Raw genomic sequence first — 16,929 nt, forward strand, 5'->3', positions numbered from 1 at the left:
CCGGGTCCAGGACCGTGTATGGTGGGTAGTTTGACTGGGGCGGTCGCCTCCTAAAGAGTAACGGAGGCGCGCGATGGTAGGCTCAGAACGGTCGGAAATCGTTCGTCGAGTGCAATGGCATAAGCCTGCCTGACTGCAAGACTGACAAGTCGAGCAGAGACGAAAGTCGGTCATAGTGATCCGGTGGTCCCGCGTGGAAGGGCCATCGCTCAACGGATAAAAGGTACGCCGGGGATAACAGGCTGATGACCCCCAAGAGTCCATATCGACGGGGTTGTTTGGCACCTCGATGTCGACTCATCGCATCCTGGGGCTGGAGCAGGTCCCAAGGGTATGGCTGTTCGCCATTTAAAGCGGTACGTGAGTTGGGTTCAGAACGTCGTGAGACAGTTCGGTCCCTATCTGCCGTGGGTGTAGGAATATTGATAGGATCTGTCCCTAGTACGAGAGGACCGGGATGGACGTATCTCTGGTGGACCTGTTGTCGTGCCAACGGCATAGCAGGGTAGCTATATACGGACGGGATAACCGCTGAAGGCATCTAAGCGGGAAACCCACCTAAAAACGAGTATTCCCTATCAGAGCCGTGGAAGACTACCACGTTGATAGGCCGGGTGTGGAAGTGCGGCAACGCATGTAGCTTACCGGTACTAATAGCTCGATCGACTTGATCACTCCCATTTACAATATCCATCGAACGAAGTTCGATGTCTCTTTTGTCCTTGCGAAGTAAACTTCGAAGATGACAATAAGCATACGACTGTATGCCGCCGAATGTTCGGCGCGCCCGCGCAGCCATTCACAAAGTGAATGTGGCGTGAGCGAAAATAACAGCACGAAAGACAACAGCTTCTCATATTTGTGTTCTTCGCCGACCTGGTGGTTATGGCGGAGCGGCTGCACCCGATCCCATTCCGAACTCGGCCGTGAAACGCTCCAGCGCCAATGGTACTTTGTCTTAAGACACGGGAGAGTAGGTCGCTGCCAGGTCTGCTAAGCACACAAATCAATCCATCTTCTCATAATTACAAAACAGTCACAAAACGCGTAGTTCGCCAAAAATAACAAACCGGTTCATAATAAAAACCCTGGCGCGGGGTGGAGCAGCCCGGTAGCTCGTCAGGCTCATAACCTGAAGGCCGCAGGTTCAAATCCTGCCCCCGCAACCAACGATCCCTGCACTTGCGCTAAGCCCTTCTTTCCGAAGGGCTTTTTTGCGTTTTGGCCATCTTTTGCGCGGCCCAGAAGTTCGTCCAGAAGCGCCTTCTCCTCGAGGAAGGCCGGGTTCTTCTTGCCAGACGCAAACGTCAGGATCGCGGCAAGGTCGCCACGCAGCACAATCACCAGTTCCTCGCCGTCCGGAACAAGCTCGATACGGCTGACAAGTGAGCGCAGCCGTTCGGCAGCCTTTGCCCGCGTCGCTTCATTGTGAAGCTGATCGTGCAGCGCTGCGATCTGCTCATGATAGATTTTTGCCATGTTGGGATGGAGAAGGGCAGGGGGCTGTTCCGTCGTCTCCAGCATGGCCGCGATATCTTTCTTGCGCTGTTCCAGCGCCACCATCTTGGCGTTGATGCGGTCGGCCGCTCCGCCCTTGAGGATGAGATCGAGAAGCGTGTCGAGTTCGCGATCGATCTTCTTGATCTCGGCCTCAGCCGCCTCGATTGAGACGCGCGCCGCCATCCGGGCCTTGTTCACTTCCCGCGTAAACTCCTCGCAGAAATCCTTGAACAGTTCCGGTTCCATCAGATGCCTGTCGAGGCCGTTGAGCACGGAGGCTTCCAGCGTGTCGCGGCGGATATTGATCCAGTTGTTGCATGTGCCCTTGTTGCGGGCGTTGGTGCAGCCAAGGAGGTGTTTGGAAATCATCGAATAGCCGCCACCGCAGCAGCCGCATTTGATCAGACCGGTGAACAGATGCTTTGGTCGGCGTCTGTCGCACAGGAAATTATCGGAGGTCTCGGACCAAGGGTTGTGCGCGAGTTTCTGCTGCCGTTCTCTCGTGGCGTCCCAGATGTACTGATCGACAGTGCGCAGTTCAGGAACGTCCTGAATGATCCATTCGCTTTCCGGATTCGGCCGTGAGACGCGCTTTCCCGTATCGGGATCTTTAATGTAGCGCAGCCGGTTCCAGACCAGCTTGCCGATATAAAGCTCGTTGTTAAGGATGCCGGTCCCGCGCTTCGGATTGCCATGAATGGTGGACGGTCCCCATTCGCTGCCTTGTGGTCCTGGTACGCCCTCGCTGTTCAGCGCCATCGCGATTGCCCGCGACGACTTCCCTTCCAGATAGTCCGAGAAGATGCGGCGCACGACGTTTGCCTCGGCCTCGTTGATGGTGCGCTCGCCTCGGCTTGCTTGTCCCGCCTGATCGAACTGGCGCACGACGTCATAGCCGTAGCATAGCCCACCGCCAGACTTGCCGTCCTCGATCCGACCGCGCAGGCCCCGCCGTGTCTTATCGGCAAGGTCTTTGATGTAGAGCGCTCCCATCGTGCCCTTCAGGCCGATATGGAGTTCACTCACTTCACCTTCGGAAAGCGTGACGATGCTGACGCCGGCGAAGCGCATCCGCTTGTAGAGACCGGCAATGTCTTCCTGATCGCGGGAAAGCCGGTCGAGCGATTCCGTCAGGATCACGTCGAAGCGACGCTTGAGACCATCGGCAATCAGTTCCTGCACACCAGGCCGCAGCAGCGACGAACCAGAGATCGCCCGGTCGGTATAGCTGTCAACGACGGTCCAGCCTTCCTTCTCGGCGCGGGCGCGGCAAAGCCGAAGCTGATCCTCAATGGATGCGTCGCGCTGATTGTCGGAAGAGTAACGGGCATAAAGCGCAGCTCTCATGAGACGGTCCCCCTATTTGCGGAGGCGTTCGCGGGCGGCGCGCTCCTGTTCGGCTTCAACGAATTTGCGGGCAGCCTGCCGGGCGAGCATTCGGACGAAATCGCAAAGGCGCGGATCAGGCTTCGACGGATCGTAGGTCGGCATGGTGTCGGACGGCACGAGGACCACCCGCACGCTTTTCGCCGTTGTCCCTTTCCGTTTTGCCACGACACGATCCTTGTTCCTGGGCGGACTATTCCGCTCCGGACAAAGACTGGGCTGGAAACCGGCAGATGTGAATGCGAAATCGCGGGCATTCTAGCGACCTCCTTCATAAAGCGTCTATGCTTAACGTACTAGGTCGTAGCTTGCCGGCTACGAGTCCGGTGTGAAAGTTAGGTATCCGGGGGGATGGTATCAGAAATTTTAGTCGAGCGAATCCCCCATTCTGCCGCTGTATAACTTTCGCGGGATAAATCGGCCCGAGATTCTTGTCATTGGTCTTAGGAATTCTGCACCAGCATATGGGATATCAGCCGAACATTTTCGGCTACTGCACTGCTGTGGCGTTCTGACAATCTATTGGCTAACGACGCTCCAAAATCTCTCCACTGCATCTGGATTTTCTGGGGTTCAATGCCGGAGATCAACCAGTCTGCGCCGACTCTGCAGTCTGAGGGAGTGGAACCTTCCTGCAACATGATCCAGTCCATAAGCGCGATTAATTCGGAATTCTGCCAAGCCGGAACTGCGAGCGCGAAATAAAGAAGTCCGAGGCCGAGAAACGCAAGTTCGGCACCATCGAAGTCCTCTCGCGCTCGGAGTAGCCAAATCAGAAGATCTGCGGCTTCCTCATCTGCTGGGAGGCCGCTTTTCTCCAGACTCTCGATCAGATGAATGACTGTACTTTCGTTGCTGCCCTCGTCGTTCTCGGAATCACCAGCCACAACAAGTAAAACGGTGCAGCAGAACGCCTGTTGCCAGCATACCTGGATGATTGTCTCGCCTGATGCTTCCGGCTTTGGGCGATGCCACCGTCCGAGACGCAGAACTTCCATCGGGTGCCAGGGCAAGGGTGACGGCACAACGGATTGGTCCACTATTTGCCTGAGCCCCGTTAAATGCTTTCCGGCGTCGCGCCCGTAATCAAGTCTTGCGATGTTGTGAAGATCATCCTCGTTGAGCTCCGCACTCAGCAGCTTAAGCAGACCGAAAGGGGCGCCGCTGCGAGAAATGGGCAACCCGGCATTGTTTTTGCGAGGCGTTGGCATTTCGAATAGTGATATCCAAATCAAGTATAGTGTTTCGACGTTTGGGCGCTAACAACCGTTCAGCGATATCGCGAGGATAAGAAACCATGATCGTCAGAGGAAATAAAGTGAGGACGTCCATCGTCGCGGCCGGGGCGGGTACACTGTGATGACCGGTGACAGCAATCGGCTGCGTATCGTTATCGGCTTTCTTCTTGCCCCGCTTGCATCCGGTTTGCTGCAGCTCCTCATCCTGGGGGCAGCGGGATTTCCTGTTGTAATTTTCAGCTATCCCGTTGCACTCATTCTGGGGATACCCGTCTATATCGCCGCGAGAAAACTGGGGTGGCTCAGCCTGAAAGCGACACTTCTCGGGGGTGCAGCCCTCGGCGGCCTGACGGGTCTGGTGATCATCACGGTCGGAGGAGGGATGCACAGCAGCGCTGTTTCATTTCTATTCGGCTTCGCTCTTCTTGCTGCTCATGGCGGGATCGTCGCAGCGGCCTTCTGGTTCATAGCGTTGTGGCGCAACGGTTTATCTTGTGAGCAAGAAGCCGATTTCAGGAATCAGTAGATGAATTCGAATATCCCGTAGTCGTGTTTGGCTCGGGTGAGCGGTAACCATCACATCGCGCCCTCACGGGTTTGCCGGTTCCAGAAAACAATATTTTCTCGCCCTGAACTGCATCGCTACATACGGACAATTATCCCAGTGCTCTGTCAGGCAAGCATGTTCCGGTTCGGCCATTTCGGGGAGCGTACACCGTTCCTCCTTGCACTCCTTGGCATAAATCGTTCCGGTCGGATAATGGCCGACGGCGATGAGTGTTCTGTCTTCCGGAAGAGGAAGCGCTTCAAAGGCATCGAGCAACTTTTGTTGCTGCGAGAGCGTGCCCGAAGGGGGGATTCTGCCAATTGTCATTTCCCCGGCCATCGCCATGTTTTTCACATATTCCTGGTATTGCGCATTCGAGCAGGAAAGCTCCCCAGTCGCTGAAACAAGTGTCGTTTCCTGTTTCCCTGCGCGAGAGACAGAAAAAAGTCCTGACCCGAGAGCCAGCAAAAGAAGTATTCCCGGCAGAATGTAGCGTCTATCTATCTTCATATTTCCTGACCACCTGACAGGATTTTGTTTTGCAGTAGTGCGATATTTAGGTGGCCCTTCTATTCATTGCCTTTGGAACCGACATCCGGCAGACACAGGAAATCGTGCCAAGCGATGCAGGATACTCCGGTCTATAGCGGGGGAGCACAGCTTATCCGTAAGCGAGGCTCTTCGCCTTTTATCAAGCCTGGTTCTGTAGAGAGCACAAATATCTTTCGGCCTCCAGACTTCAGGTCGATCAGCCCTTCCTGGAGTAACTGCGAGGCTCCGTTGATATAAACGGTGCTTTGGTAACTGGCCAGAGACGAAAAGCAGCCGCACGCGCCAATCGGTTCGCGCAGCGTGATGTCAGCTTCTGCTGTCAACAGGCCGGAACTGCTGGATATGTCAGCACGACTTGCAGATAAGCATTTGGAAAGATGGTTTTGAATCACAACATGAGGCTGTTCCGCAGCGCTAACCGGTTGAGCTGCCCCAAAGAGGCATGTAACTGTTAAAATCAAATATCTCACGGGGATACTCCGATTATTCGTGTCCACTGATGCCCGGTTGTCGCGAGGGCGAGAAAACTGCAAAATAATCAGAACTGCAATGATGGAAGTTCAAATGTCCCTTTATATCAAAGCCTGGCTTTTTACGATCTGGGCGTGTCTGTTTGCCATAGTCGTTATTTCGTTGTTTCCTTCGCACGCAAAATGGGCGATCGGTTTTCTCATCATTTGGCTTGCTCACGGCATTTTTGCGCTTTTCTTCATAACTTGTCCCGAATGCGGCCTGTCCCTCTTCCGTGGAGGTTCCGGCTTGATCGCGACAAATCAGCCCTGGCCGCGCAGGTATTGTGGAAATTGCGGCAGAGACCACAACCGCATAACCTGACCGCCGCGTATCATCAGGACAGTAGCATTCCGCAGCGCTGGCCGGGAGTATTTTATGCAGTTCATCGCGCATCTGGTGTATCAGCTCAATCAGTGGAAAATTGTCGTCCTTCTGGTTCTGAGTTTCGGATCGGTTTTGCTTCCGGTTGCGTTGATTTCGTTAAACCGCGATCCGACCAGGGAAGCGCGGCTCATCGCATGGGGACTTGGCTGCACTTTCGGTATCGGATTTCCGCTCATTTTTGGGTTCGCCTTTCTGGGCAGCACCATTGCAACCAATCTCGTCTACCAGTATGGCGTAGATGGAGAAGGCGTCATTACAGGCCGCTTTGAAACCGCCGCCATGTATAATGAAGAACCGGTTCAGGGCTACCGGGTCCTTCTCCGGACCGCCATGGAGCGGACCATCGAGACGAGTTTCCAGTCCGACAGCTTCAATGTCTATCCACCCAAGAACGAGGTTGTTTATCCGTCACGCGGTATGCGTTTTACCGCGCGTTATTTGCCTGACTACCCAGAAGATTTCATCATCATCGCCAATGACGATTCCCCTTGGGCGTACAGCCTGCGCTGCTCGAAAATTGAAGATCGGGTGCGGGAGTTGACAGCGATGCTTCAATTTTCCGGCACAGAGCCGGCCTATCGCCATGAACATGATGAAGCTGTCGCTACCGCCCGTGCCGCCCGCTGCAGTGCGACGTCAACAAAATGAAGGCATACTCCAGATACAGTTGAGTTGGTTGTGCTAGCGGTTTTCTTGGCGAAGAGGATTCCGCAATTCAACCCAACGCTGACATTCATAGCTGCGGCATTCATTGGACCGGGGCACTGGCTGGAAGGTACAACCTAATCCACCACGGCTATTCCCCTTTTCGAAACGCAGGGCGAAGTCGTACTGGGCTGGAATGACTATTTTTCCGCATTCGTCAAAATAGCCGTATTTGCGATCTTTGATGTAGCGTGCGAGGCCATTCGCTGAATGGATCGGGACCATTATCGAAGATCGTCGGCTGCAATAGCATCCCACCCCTGCGGCTTATGATACGTGTGCATTTTTTCGTCAGGACAGCGGCTATTCCGCAGGTATTGAAGTGCTCCGCGGCCATCAGCGTTGCCTCGACCCCGATGGTTCCATCGCAATTTCGATAGCCGTAAGCCTGTTTTTGTTCGTCGAAGAAGGGGCACAAAGCAATAACGAGGATGCGGTGACGGCGGCTAGAAAAGACAAATTACCCTAATTGATGCCGGTATCCGTCAACAGACCATAAGCGTAGCAAGATTCTTCGTTGTCAGCCTTTTGTTCACTCTCGCGGCGGTTCCTTGAGCCAGAACACAGCCACGATGGTGCCAATGGGGGGCATCACCCACAAGACAAGCTGAAGCCAGCCGCTCCTGTTCGTATCGTGCAGCCGACGTGCCGCCACGGACAAAAATGGTATCAAGGTGCCGAGAAGGAATATCGTAATCAGCATGTCGGGAACCTGCAGGAAACCTAATAACAGACCGGTTGCGACATAGAAAAGCATCGCGTACCAGAATTCTGTTTGGCTGGCTCTGCCTTTGAAATCGAAACAATTCGAAAAAAATCGCCGCACGGCAGAGGGAAAGTCCACAGGCGAAGCTCCAGGCCCAAAACGGTTCGGACCCTGTGATGGTTTATTCAGAAAGAAAAGCGCGGACACCGCCAAGAGTAAGGCCACTATCGAGATTACCAATATCGATAGCATCGATTCAGATATCCTTTCCGGCAGATCACTCTGTAAGGTTGATACCATTTTTCCGCCTGCACGAAAAGTCGCAATGATCGGAGGAGTTGGAGGCCGAACTTTGGATGGCGTTTCCTCAACGTCCCAAGAGAAGCATACGCAACAATTTTTCGGCGTCATGGTCTTTCGCTGCTATTCTTGCGCAAATCAAATATTAGCTTATGGTCCCTTGATGAATCACGATACTTCAGTAGGATTACTCTCGTTTCCGAAACCATTCCATTCGGAAGCCGGCAGGCTCTGGCATTACCAGCCGGTAAATATTCCCGGTGTTATTGAGACCGGATGTTGGTATGGCGCCGGCTCCCATGGTCTGAAACCTCATTTCCATGACGAGGCGCAACTCACACTGGTGACGTCCGGCTTCCGCGAATTTCGGATCGATGACACGACCGTCTGTGTCACAGCGGGGCAGGGAATACTGATCCCGGCGGGAATGGTGCATACGCCGCTGGCAACGACGGATACGGAGACGAGTTGCACCAATCTCTATGTCTCGACCGACCGCGTTGCCGCGTCGTTCAAGGTCTTCGATATATCGCGCGATCCAGTCAGCGCACACGGTGCCTTTTCCGATAATATTTTATGCTTCTTGAGCAACGTTCTGTCCGAGGCGTCTGTCCGACCGCCGTGGAACGCCATCAGCATCGCCCTTAGGACTGCCTTGACCAGCAGCGACAAGCGGATCGGAGAGATCGCCGCGGGCTTCGATCGCAGTCGAGCAGGTTTCAGTCGCCAAGTGACGCGCGAGCTAGGCCTTGCCCCTCATGCTTTCCGGCTGCTTTCACGACTAAACCATGCACGACAGTTACTCCGGGAAGGCCAGTCGATCGCAGCAGTGGCAACTGAGGCGGGATTTTCAGATCAAAGCCACATGACACGTTTGTTTCGCGGAACCTTCGGCACCACGCCCGGGCTCTACCGGCGCACCTGAGTGCGGTCACAAACGTTCCAGACAAGCCTGGGCGCCCGTACTATCCTTCACCTTCTGAGGGGTGAAGCATGGATTTCAATATTGTAATTTTGTTGTTTGCGGCCGGCATCGCGGGCGGCCTTATCAACGCCCTAGCCGGTGGCGCCACACTCATCACATTTCCGGCGATGTTGGCGGCGGGTCTGTCACCAATTGCCGCCAATGCCTCGAACGCGGTTGCCATTTCCCCGGGGCACCTTATCGCCGCTCTTGCGGATCGTGAAAAGTTGCCCGTCCTCAACAGACGGACGACATTATTCATCGCCGTTGCTGTCTTTGGAGGCGCGATCGGGGCTGTGCTGCTATTGGTCATCCCTGAGCGTCTTTTTATCCTTCCCGTACCGGGGCTGATTGCATTCGCAACCCTGCTGTTTGCTTTGGCACCACGTATTCAGAAGTGGGCTTCCAGTTCTTATGGAGATTTGCTTTCTACAGGATTGAACTCCACAGTCCTCGGGATGGCATGCATCTACGGCGGGTTCTTCGGCGCGGGCCTGGGCGTCATATTGTCGGCAGTCCTGTCAATTACGGAGCCGAACGACATTCGCGCGATGAAAGCCCTGAAGAATCTGCTTGCGACCTGCGTCGCGCTTGTAGCAACCGCTATTTTCATTTTTCAGGGCGCTGTACGCTGGCCGGAAACAATCATCATGCTCTTGGGCGCGATTCTCGGCGGATACGGCGGCGGTTATCTGATCCGTATTCTACCGGCGCGTTACGTCAGACTGTTCGTTATTGTAGTGGGCATCGCAATGACCATAATCTATGCCAACAAATATTGGCTTTGAGACGCAGGATTGGAGACCTGGTCCGCCGATCATCCGTTGCCTTCCTGCCGTTTTCAGTCTCTGATCAACCGTGCTACCGCCTCGCCTGCGCTCGTCATATAGCTTGCGTCCCGGTGGAGAAGCACGACGGCGAACGCCCCGTCAAGCAGCAGAATGATTTGGCGTGCGAGGCGACGTGCGGCTTCAGGTGATCGCACCTGTTCCAGTTCGAAGCACAGCCAGTCCTCTACACGCTTCTTGTGTGCACGTCCGGCGAGAATTGCCGGATGCCCGGGCAGATGAATGAGTTCTACAGATGTGCGAAGGAAGCCGCAGCCCTTCCATCTCGGATGGCTCGCAGACATGGCAAGTTTGTAGAAAATACCTTGCATCTTGTCTGCGATGTCACCCGGTGTTTCTGCAAACCACCGCTGGAAAAGCGTAAGGTTTGGCTGATCGCGTGTTTCCAGATAGGCCGCAATCAGATCGTCCTTGCTCCGGAAATGATAGTAGAGCGTCCTCTTGGTCAGTCCCGCCTTTGCTGCAACGGCGTCGACACTGACAGCGCGGATACCATCGGCGTGGAACAGCTTCCCCGCTGCATCGATAATTCGCTCCCGCGTCGGAATATCGTTTCTGCTCATGAGCAAAATGTATACTAACCAGTGAATATACACAATTGCCTTTTGGGAATAGCTTTCCGGTATGCGTGATACTCAAACTCACAAGAAGATCTCCGTGCGCCCGGTCGAGATTTCCGCTGGGGATGGCATACTGCTCGGCGGTCATCTGTGGCGCGATTGCGAGCGCGAAACGGTGGGAATTGTCATCATCAATTCCGCCACCGGGGTGCAGGCGCGCTACTACCATCGTTATGCCCGCTTCCTCGCAGGTTATGGCTTCACCGTGCTGACTTATGATTACCGCGGCATAGGTCTCTCGCGTCCAGAGCAGATGAGAGGATGCGCGTATCGTTGGCGGGATTGGGGTGAACTGGATTTCGAGGCCGCGATACAGTTTGTAAGGCGCGAGATCGGGGCGGACAGATTGTTTGTGGTCGGTCATAGCATCGGCGGTTTCCTGCCCGGTCTCGCCCCGAGTGGTCACCATATCAGCCGCATGCTGACGGTGGGAGCCCAATATGCCTGGTGGGGTGACTATGCGGCGGGTCAACGTCTGCGGCTGTTCTTCAAATGGCATGTGGTAATGCCAGTGCTGACATTAGCGTGCGGCTATTTTCCCGGTCGACGAATGGGTTGGTTAGAAGATCTTCCGGCGGGTGTTGCACATGAATGGAGCTTTCGAAGGTCCAGCTTCGAACGCAATCACCCGGTGGCTGAACGCGAGAGGGCGCTGGAGCGCATGGCGGCCATGACGGCGTCCATACTTGCCGTTACGATCTCCGATGACGAGTTGGGGACGCCCGCTGCCATCCGCCGCACACTTGATTATTACACCCATGCCGAGCGAACAGCGGTTTTGCTTCGGCCATCGGATTACGGCCGCGATGCGATCGGTCATTTCGGCCTGTTTCACGATAGCCATGCCGCCGGCTTCTGGCTCGATACGCTCATTTGGTTGCGCGACGGCCGTAATCCCTGGCCGGCCTTTATTATTGATTTATGATCGGAGGTCCTTCATGCATCGTCTCTATTATTCACCAGGAGCCTGCTCGCTTGCCGTTCACATCATCCTGCAGGAAATAGGCGAACCCTATGAGGCCGAAGTCCGTTCGGCGAGGAATGGGGAGGGGACAACCACGGCGGACTATCTGGCCCTCAATCCCAAGGGACGCGTTCCGGCCCTCACCGGTGTTGCGGGTGGTTCAGGCGGCGCACCCAACCTTCTGACGGAAGCAATCGCTATCCTTCTCTTTCTCGCTCGCAGCCATCCCGAGGCGAAACTGCTACCTGCCGATCCGGATGGCGAGGCGCGGTGTGTGGAATGGCTAAGCTGGATTTCTGTTGATCTCCATGGGATCGGCTATGGACAATTCTGGCGGCCGCACCGGTTCGTGCGAGATCCGGCGCTTCATGAGGCGGTCAGGGATAAGGGGCTGCAGAATATCCGCTCTGCCTATGATCATATCGATCTCATCTTGTCCGATAGACGCGACTGGGCCGTGCCTGGACAATACACGATAGTCGACGCGTATCTTCTTGTATTCTGGCTATGGGGCTATCGGATCGGCCTGGCCATGGACGCCGACTGGCCGGAATGGGCGCGTCTAATGTCAAAGGTTCTGGAACGCCCAGCGGTGAAACAGGCGCTCACTCAGGAGGGGCTTTCTTAAGAAGATCCGTCCTCATGCCTGACGATGGTGCGCGGGTTGATCCCGTGAGTATCGGGGAAATCATACTTTACGGCGGTAACGCGCCCTCGTTCGTGAGCTTGGCCAAGACGGATACGAGAAATCTGGTGCTAATCTGGTCGCGTTGCAGCACGTCCAACTACGAAAGCCCACGGCCACCCAATGAGGGTGGCCTCGCCTTACTTCTGCCCGCCACGATCTGAAACGCGGAGCGCTTCGCGCGCTTTGTCGTGATCGGCTGCGGCTGAAGCCTTGCCGATCCTTTAGGGGAAGCCAAGGAGCGTTGCCCCTTTCTCCCCTCAAACGCCGCCTGCACATGGCAGGGCCGCCCGCTTCTCAGGACGGCCCACATCTCTCACCGCCATCATATTCCGATTCCGTCCCGCTCGCCGCGCAGCCCGGCCATGCTCGCCGGCATTTGTCCCCTCCCATCCCCAGGGCTCGCGCCCCCCCGGGAGGCATGTCGGGGACATGCCTCCGGCATTTACGAGAGATAAGGATTGGAACAATGGCAAGGACTGCGAAGAAGACGAAGGCCGTCACTGTTGCGACGGCGGAAAATGCAGCGAAGGATGCGGAAATCCGCAGCGTCAGGGATGTGGCGGCGGAGGTGGTGGCGGCATTGCCCGCGCCGGAACCGGAACCCGCTATGACCGAACAAGCCGAAACCGTGGCGGCGGAACCCGCGAACGCCCCGGAACCGGAAACCATCGCGGAAGCCGCGACCGGCACGGAAATCTTCATTCCCCTCAACAAACTCAAGAAGTCGCCGCGCAATGCGCGGAAGACCCCGCACAGCCAAGAGCATATTGAAGCCCTTGCGGCCAGTATTGCCGCCAAAGGGCTTTTCCAGAACCTTGTGGTGGAACCGGAAGTCAATGAGGCTGGCGAAGCAACCGGCTTCTATTTCGTGACCATAGGAGAAGGCCGCAGGCTGGCGCAGCTTTTGCGCGTCAAGAGCAAGGAAATCAGAAAGACGGAACCTATCCGTTGCGTTCTGGACACCGCTAACGACCCGCAGGAAATCAGCCTTGACGAGAACGTGACGCGGGCGAACATGCACCCCGCCGACGAGTTCGAAGCCTTCCGCGAGCTTGCGGACAATCGTGGATGGGGAGCGGAGGAAATTGCCGCCCGTTTCGGCATTTCCGCCCATGTTGTGAAGCGGCGGCTTCGCCTTGGCGCTGTCAGCCCCAAGTTGATGCAGGTTTACCGCGAAGGCGATTTGACGCTAGATCAGCTTATGGCCTTCGCTATCACCGATGACCATGCACGGCAGGAGCAGGTATTCGAGAACCTGCATTATAACAAAGACCCGTCGATTATCCGCCGCGACCTGATCCGGACCCATGTGCAGGCAAACGACCGCAAGGCCGTCTTTGTCGGACTCGAAGCCTATACGGAAGCGGGTGGCACGATCATTCGCGACCTGTTTAGCGAAGATCGCGGCGGCTATTATGACGATCCCGCGCTTCTGGACCAGCTTGTTCTTGCCAAGCTGGAAGGCATCGCCACCGACATTCAGGCGGAAGGCTGGAAATGGGCGGAAGCCTCTATTGATTTCCCCCATGCGCACGGCATGAGCCGTTTCTATCCGCATGCGCTCGAATTGTCGGAAGAAGACGAAGCCGCCTATGCCACCTTGCAGGAGGAATACGACGAGCTTGCATCGGAGCATGACGGCGCGGACGAGCTTCCCCCTGATGTGGCCGAGCGGTTTCAAGCGCTGGCGGATTCCATCGCCAGCATTGATGCACGGCGTCACGGCTATGACCACGATGAAGTGAAGCGCGGCGGCATGTTCGTCACGCTGAACCATGACGGAACCGCCCGCATCGAACGCGGTTTCATCCGGCCCGAGGATGAAGCACCGGAGCCGGAACCGGAGGAAGACGAGAACGCGAGCGGCGAAACCGTCATCGACGGCGTTCGCGTCAATGCGGACGGCGAAGTTCTCGAGGATGGTTCCAGCCCGGACCCCGATAGCGACGGCGACGAGGAACCGGAAGGAGACGCGGGCCAGCCGGTTTCCGATATTCTCACCCGCGACCTGACAGCCCACCGGACGCTTGGCCTTCGCCTTGCGCTTGGAGAGCAGCCGGAGATAGCCTTGATCGCCGTCACCCATGCGCTTGCCGCGCAGACGTTCTATCTTGGAGCGAACGCTCATACTCTCGAAATCCGCCCGACCAAAGCTCACCTTGGCGACCACGCGGCGGGCATCGAGGATACGGCGGCGGCGAAGATGCTGGCGGATCGCCATGCGGGGTGGGCTTGCGACATGCCGCAGAACGTGGCGGACCTTTGGGACTTCATCGCCGGTCTGGACCATGCAAGCGTCATGGCACTGTTTGCGCATTGCGCATCGTTGACCGTCAATGCCCTGAAACTGCCTTGGGAGCATAAGCGCCGCGCTTATGAAACCGCCGACAAGCTGACAACCGCGCTTGCGCTGGACATGAGCCAGTATTGGACGCCGACCGTCAGTTCCTATCTTGGCCGCGTCACCAAGGCCCATATCCTTGAGGCTGTCGTGGACGGGGTAGGCTACGGAGCCGCCGAGCGCATCAAGGACAAGAAGAAGCAGGAAATGGCGGAAAACGCCGAGCAGCTTCTGGCCGGAAGTGGATGGCTCCCGCCGCTTCTGCGCACCGAGCGGCCCTCATGGCAGGACGAACCGCAGCAGGCAGAGGCGGAGGCGGAAGCCGAAACCGTTGCGGACGCACCCGAAACCATAGAGTCGGAAGACCCGGAAGACATTGCGGCGGATGCGGCGGAACCTGCCATGCCGGAACCGGAAGCATCGGAGCCTGCCGGACCCGATGCGGAGGAAGTCACGGAAACCGACGCGGCAGGGTACGCCGAGCCGGAGGAAGCGCCCACCTTGGATGACGTGCCGGACCCTGATGTGCCGGAACCGGAGGAAACTGCCCCGGATATGGAAGACGTCGAAGACGGCGCGGCCTTCTATGAAGCCGCCGAGTGAACCGCATGGCCGGAGCCGTACACGCGGTTCCGGCCTCTTCCCCCATTGCTCCGAGGGTAGTTCCGGCCGCGCCGCAATCGGCGCGGCCGGGAACCTCGACGGATCGCAGGAACCACGACAATGAATATCTATGCCGAGCAGCGGGCAATGCTGGCCCGCATGGTCAGAACGCGGGAGGAAACCCACCGCCATATCGAAATCATCAGGCGGCAGATCGAGAAGCGCGCCGAGCGCATGACCATCACTGCCCGCCTCAAGACCCGCCAGTATGGCCGCATGAAATCCACATGGACCCGCGCCGACGAACGTGACTATCGGGAGAATGCCGCGCAACTCCGTTTCCAGCGGCGCGGCGAAATCGACGCGCTCACCCGCAAGCTGGAACGGCAGGACGCGGCTATCGCCGTCTTCCGTGACCGTTACCGGCTTAACGAGAATGCAGCGCGATGGGCAGTACCGGAGGAAATGGCGTCATGACACGGCGATTTCCCCGAACTGAAACCCTGCTCCCTGACGATCTGCGCACCGCGCTGATCGCCAATGGTCTCGCCAGCGAGAAACGGGAGGATTTCGACCCGCGCCCTGTCGTGAAGCTGTTCACCCCGGACGGTTCCGCGACATGGCTGATAAGCGAGGCATACGAGGAAACGGACGGCGATTTGCGGCTATTCGGCTTGTGTGACCTTGGCTTTGGCAGTCCCGAACTTGGCTATGTCATGCTGTCTGACACATCGAAGACGTGCGCGGCGGGCTTGGCCTGCCGGTCGAGCGCGACCTGTATTTCAGGGCCGAATATCGCCTCAGCCGATACGCCGAAATCGCAAACCACGCGGGAAGGATTGTCGCCTGAAACACGTTCCGGCGCGTCAGACACTGATGCGCCGGTACGGCCAATCGAATGAACCGCATGGGAGACTGGAATTGATCGTGCTGATTACATTATCCGTCGTGCTGATTTGCGCCATGTGTTCGCTCGCCTATATGCTGGCAACCTATGCCGTGCCGTTCCTGTTCGCCGTCATAGCAACCCGCTTCGCCTTCGCCACCGGAGCCGGTTATATCGGCGCTGGCATCGTTGGTCTGTTCGCGGGCGTAGGCGCTTACGGCTTTCTTGTCTATCTTTATGCCACGCTGCGCTCACCGGGACTGCGTCTCGCCATTGCACTGTTATTCGCGTTTCCTGCTGCCATTGCAGGTTTCGCCCTGGTGCATGGCATCGCCCGCGAGGCGATTCCGTCCGAAGTCTGGCGGAAAATCTTTTCTCTCATCGGTGGCGGGTTCGTTGGCCTGTCGGCGCTGGCTCGGCTCGCCGGTACTACCATGTTTCTGGATAAGGAATAGCTGGAAACGGGCGGCGACATGCCAACCGCATCTCCCCGTGTTCTGACGGGTTGGAACTGTAAACTACAGCATCCCAACTGGTCATCTCAGGACGTTAAGCGCTGGCGCAATCAAGGCTTTCAGTTCATCCCGCGTTGCACCATCCCTTGCCTGAAATGAAATCATCTGCATAACGCCGTGGATGAAGGCAGCGCGTTGCGGAATGTCGCAATCAAGGGGCAGTTCTCCAGCAACATGCGCATGTTCGAGGCGGGTGTGTATGAGTTCGCGCGTCTTGGTGCGCGCGGCTTTGAGATGTGTCCGTGCAGGTTCGTTCTCCGGCAGACAGTTCACGACGCCAAGAACTAGCAGACAGCCACCGGGGCATGTGGATAGGGCAACATCAATACTGGCGTGAAGCATACGCTCCACCCCTTCGTGCAGGGTCGCGGCATCGTCCAACTCCTGCATTGGTCTTGCGCCGACCGTTGCAATGTAGTGGTCCACTGCCTCACAAAAAGCCGCTTCCTTGGAGCCGAAGGCTGCGTAAAAGCTGGGTGGTGCGATCCCTGCCGCCGCTGTGAGATCGACCAATTGCGCGCCCTCATAGCCGCGCGCCCAGAACACTTCCATCATCGCATGAAGGGCAGCATCCCGGTCGAAACCGCGTGGGCGACCGCGTTGAGCCATGATTTATCCATTCTTTCATTTTCACTACAATATTCTATTGACCGGCTGCGGTGAGAGCAA

At 56.7% G+C, this 16,929-nt stretch carries 18 protein-coding genes, 1 tRNA gene, 2 rRNA genes and 2 pseudogenes (1 of these 23 cut by a window edge); 16 read left to right on the forward strand and 7 right to left on the reverse strand.

All coding sequences use genetic code 11. The annotated features are described in order from the left end of the window. The 5 genes from H5024_RS20565 to H5024_RS21450 all read left to right on the forward strand — a co-directional run. Positions 1–675, forward strand: a 23S ribosomal RNA gene (locus tag H5024_RS20565); it begins 2,247 nt to the left of the window's first position. A gap of 200 nt (positions 676–875) precedes the next feature. Next, positions 876–990, forward strand: a 5S ribosomal RNA gene (gene rrf / locus H5024_RS20570). A gap of 102 nt (positions 991–1,092) precedes the next feature. Further along, positions 1,093–1,169, forward strand: a tRNA-Met gene (locus H5024_RS20575). 52 nt (positions 1,170–1,221) lie between these two features. After that, positions 1,222–1,389: a hypothetical protein gene (locus H5024_RS21445; protein WP_247875412.1), complete on the forward strand. Its 168-nt coding sequence runs from the start codon at positions 1,222–1,224 to the stop codon at positions 1,387–1,389. 39 nt (positions 1,390–1,428) lie between these two features. After that, positions 1,429–1,668, forward strand: coding sequence for a hypothetical protein (locus tag H5024_RS21450; RefSeq protein WP_247875413.1), 240 nt, complete (start codon positions 1,429–1,431; stop codon positions 1,666–1,668). A 153-nt stretch (positions 1,669–1,821) separates the two neighbouring features. Here the strand turns inward: H5024_RS21450 and H5024_RS21455 are convergent. Together H5024_RS21455 and H5024_RS20585 are read right to left on the reverse strand one after the other, a co-directional pair. After that, positions 1,822–2,847: pseudogene (locus tag H5024_RS21455) on the reverse strand (recombinase family protein); the annotation flags it as partial. Between the two features lie 482 nt (positions 2,848–3,329). Then, complete coding sequence (locus H5024_RS20585; RefSeq protein ID WP_187549029.1) at positions 3,330–4,097, reverse strand: hypothetical protein; 768 nt, start codon at positions 4,095–4,097, stop codon at positions 3,330–3,332. A gap of 148 nt (positions 4,098–4,245) precedes the next feature. Here H5024_RS20585 and H5024_RS20590 point away from each other — a divergent pair, with 148 nt between their 5' ends. Then, complete coding sequence (locus H5024_RS20590) at positions 4,246–4,650, forward strand: hypothetical protein (RefSeq protein ID WP_187549030.1); 405 nt, start codon at positions 4,246–4,248, stop codon at positions 4,648–4,650. Positions 4,651–4,713: 63 nt separating this feature from the next. Here the strand turns inward: H5024_RS20590 and H5024_RS20595 are convergent, their stop codons facing one another. Together H5024_RS20595 and H5024_RS20605 are read right to left on the reverse strand one after the other, a co-directional pair. Beyond that, positions 4,714–5,181, reverse strand: a complete 468-nt coding sequence (locus H5024_RS20595) for a hypothetical protein (RefSeq protein WP_187549031.1) — start codon at positions 5,179–5,181, stop codon at positions 4,714–4,716. Positions 5,182–5,706: 525 nt separating this feature from the next. Next, complete coding sequence (locus H5024_RS20605; protein WP_187549033.1) at positions 5,707–6,129, reverse strand: hypothetical protein; 423 nt, start codon at positions 6,127–6,129, stop codon at positions 5,707–5,709. Between H5024_RS20605 and H5024_RS20610 the strand changes: the two genes are divergently transcribed. After that, entirely contained in the window at positions 6,112–6,768 is a 657-nt protein-coding gene (locus H5024_RS20610) for a hypothetical protein (RefSeq protein ID WP_187549034.1), read from the forward strand. The genes H5024_RS20605 and H5024_RS20610 overlap by 18 nt on opposite strands. Before the next feature lie 589 nt (positions 6,769–7,357). Here H5024_RS20610 and H5024_RS20620 read toward each other — a convergent pair. Next, entirely contained in the window at positions 7,358–7,942 is a 585-nt protein-coding gene (locus H5024_RS20620) for a DUF805 domain-containing protein (RefSeq protein ID WP_187549036.1), read from the reverse strand. Positions 7,943–7,994: 52 nt separating this feature from the next. On the opposite strand from H5024_RS20620, the gene H5024_RS20625 reads away from it, so the two are divergent. After that, positions 7,995–8,756 carry a helix-turn-helix transcriptional regulator gene (locus H5024_RS20625; protein ID WP_210309779.1) on the forward strand — a complete coding sequence of 254 codons (762 nt, stop codon included), beginning with the start codon at positions 7,995–7,997 and terminating at the stop codon, positions 8,754–8,756. 68 nt (positions 8,757–8,824) lie between these two features. After that, positions 8,825–9,583, forward strand: a complete 759-nt coding sequence (locus H5024_RS20630; RefSeq protein WP_187549037.1) for a sulfite exporter TauE/SafE family protein — start codon at positions 8,825–8,827, stop codon at positions 9,581–9,583. 53 nt (positions 9,584–9,636) lie between these two features. Here the strand turns inward: H5024_RS20630 and H5024_RS20635 are convergent, their stop codons facing one another. After that, positions 9,637–10,206 carry a TetR/AcrR family transcriptional regulator gene (locus H5024_RS20635; RefSeq protein WP_187549038.1) on the reverse strand — a complete coding sequence of 190 codons (570 nt, stop codon included), beginning with the start codon at positions 10,204–10,206 and terminating at the stop codon, positions 9,637–9,639. A gap of 61 nt (positions 10,207–10,267) precedes the next feature. Here H5024_RS20635 and H5024_RS20640 point away from each other — a divergent pair, with 61 nt between their 5' ends. The 7 genes and pseudogenes from H5024_RS20640 to H5024_RS20670 all read left to right on the forward strand — a co-directional run bounded on the left by H5024_RS20640 (position 10,268) and on the right by H5024_RS20670 (position 16,200). Next, the gene (locus tag H5024_RS20640; RefSeq protein ID WP_187549039.1) at positions 10,268–11,188 is read left to right on the forward strand and encodes an alpha/beta fold hydrolase; all 921 of its coding nucleotides are present in this window, start codon (positions 10,268–10,270) and stop codon (positions 11,186–11,188) included. 13 nt (positions 11,189–11,201) lie between these two features. Continuing rightward, positions 11,202–11,855 (forward strand): glutathione binding-like protein, encoded by a 654-nt coding sequence (locus tag H5024_RS20645; protein WP_187549040.1) that lies wholly within the window; start codon positions 11,202–11,204, stop codon positions 11,853–11,855. 14 nt (positions 11,856–11,869) lie between these two features. After that, the gene (locus tag H5024_RS20650; protein ID WP_187549041.1) at positions 11,870–12,076 is read left to right on the forward strand and encodes a hypothetical protein; all 207 of its coding nucleotides are present in this window, start codon (positions 11,870–11,872) and stop codon (positions 12,074–12,076) included. A gap of 305 nt (positions 12,077–12,381) precedes the next feature. Next, positions 12,382–14,859, forward strand: a complete 2,478-nt coding sequence (locus H5024_RS20655; RefSeq protein ID WP_187549042.1) for a ParB/Srx family N-terminal domain-containing protein — start codon at positions 12,382–12,384, stop codon at positions 14,857–14,859. A 120-nt stretch (positions 14,860–14,979) separates the two neighbouring features. Continuing rightward, the gene (locus tag H5024_RS20660; RefSeq protein ID WP_187549043.1) at positions 14,980–15,336 is read left to right on the forward strand and encodes a hypothetical protein; all 357 of its coding nucleotides are present in this window, start codon (positions 14,980–14,982) and stop codon (positions 15,334–15,336) included. Then, a pseudogene (locus tag H5024_RS20665) lies at positions 15,333–15,709 on the forward strand (DUF2958 domain-containing protein). Before H5024_RS20660 ends, H5024_RS20665 begins: the two are co-directional and overlap by 4 nt. A 77-nt stretch (positions 15,710–15,786) precedes the next feature. Beyond that, positions 15,787–16,200 (forward strand): hypothetical protein, encoded by a 414-nt coding sequence (locus H5024_RS20670; protein ID WP_348770726.1) that lies wholly within the window; start codon positions 15,787–15,789, stop codon positions 16,198–16,200. An 81-nt stretch (positions 16,201–16,281) separates the two neighbouring features. Here the strand turns inward: H5024_RS20670 and H5024_RS20675 are convergent, their stop codons facing one another. After that, complete coding sequence (locus H5024_RS20675) at positions 16,282–16,869, reverse strand: TetR/AcrR family transcriptional regulator (protein ID WP_187549045.1); 588 nt, start codon at positions 16,867–16,869, stop codon at positions 16,282–16,284. Positions 16,870–16,929: the final 60 nt, after the last annotated feature.

Origin of the sequence: Ochrobactrum sp. Marseille-Q0166 (assembly GCF_014397025.1) — a bacterium.
In the GTDB taxonomy this organism is placed as follows: domain Bacteria; phylum Pseudomonadota; class Alphaproteobacteria; order Rhizobiales; family Rhizobiaceae; genus Brucella.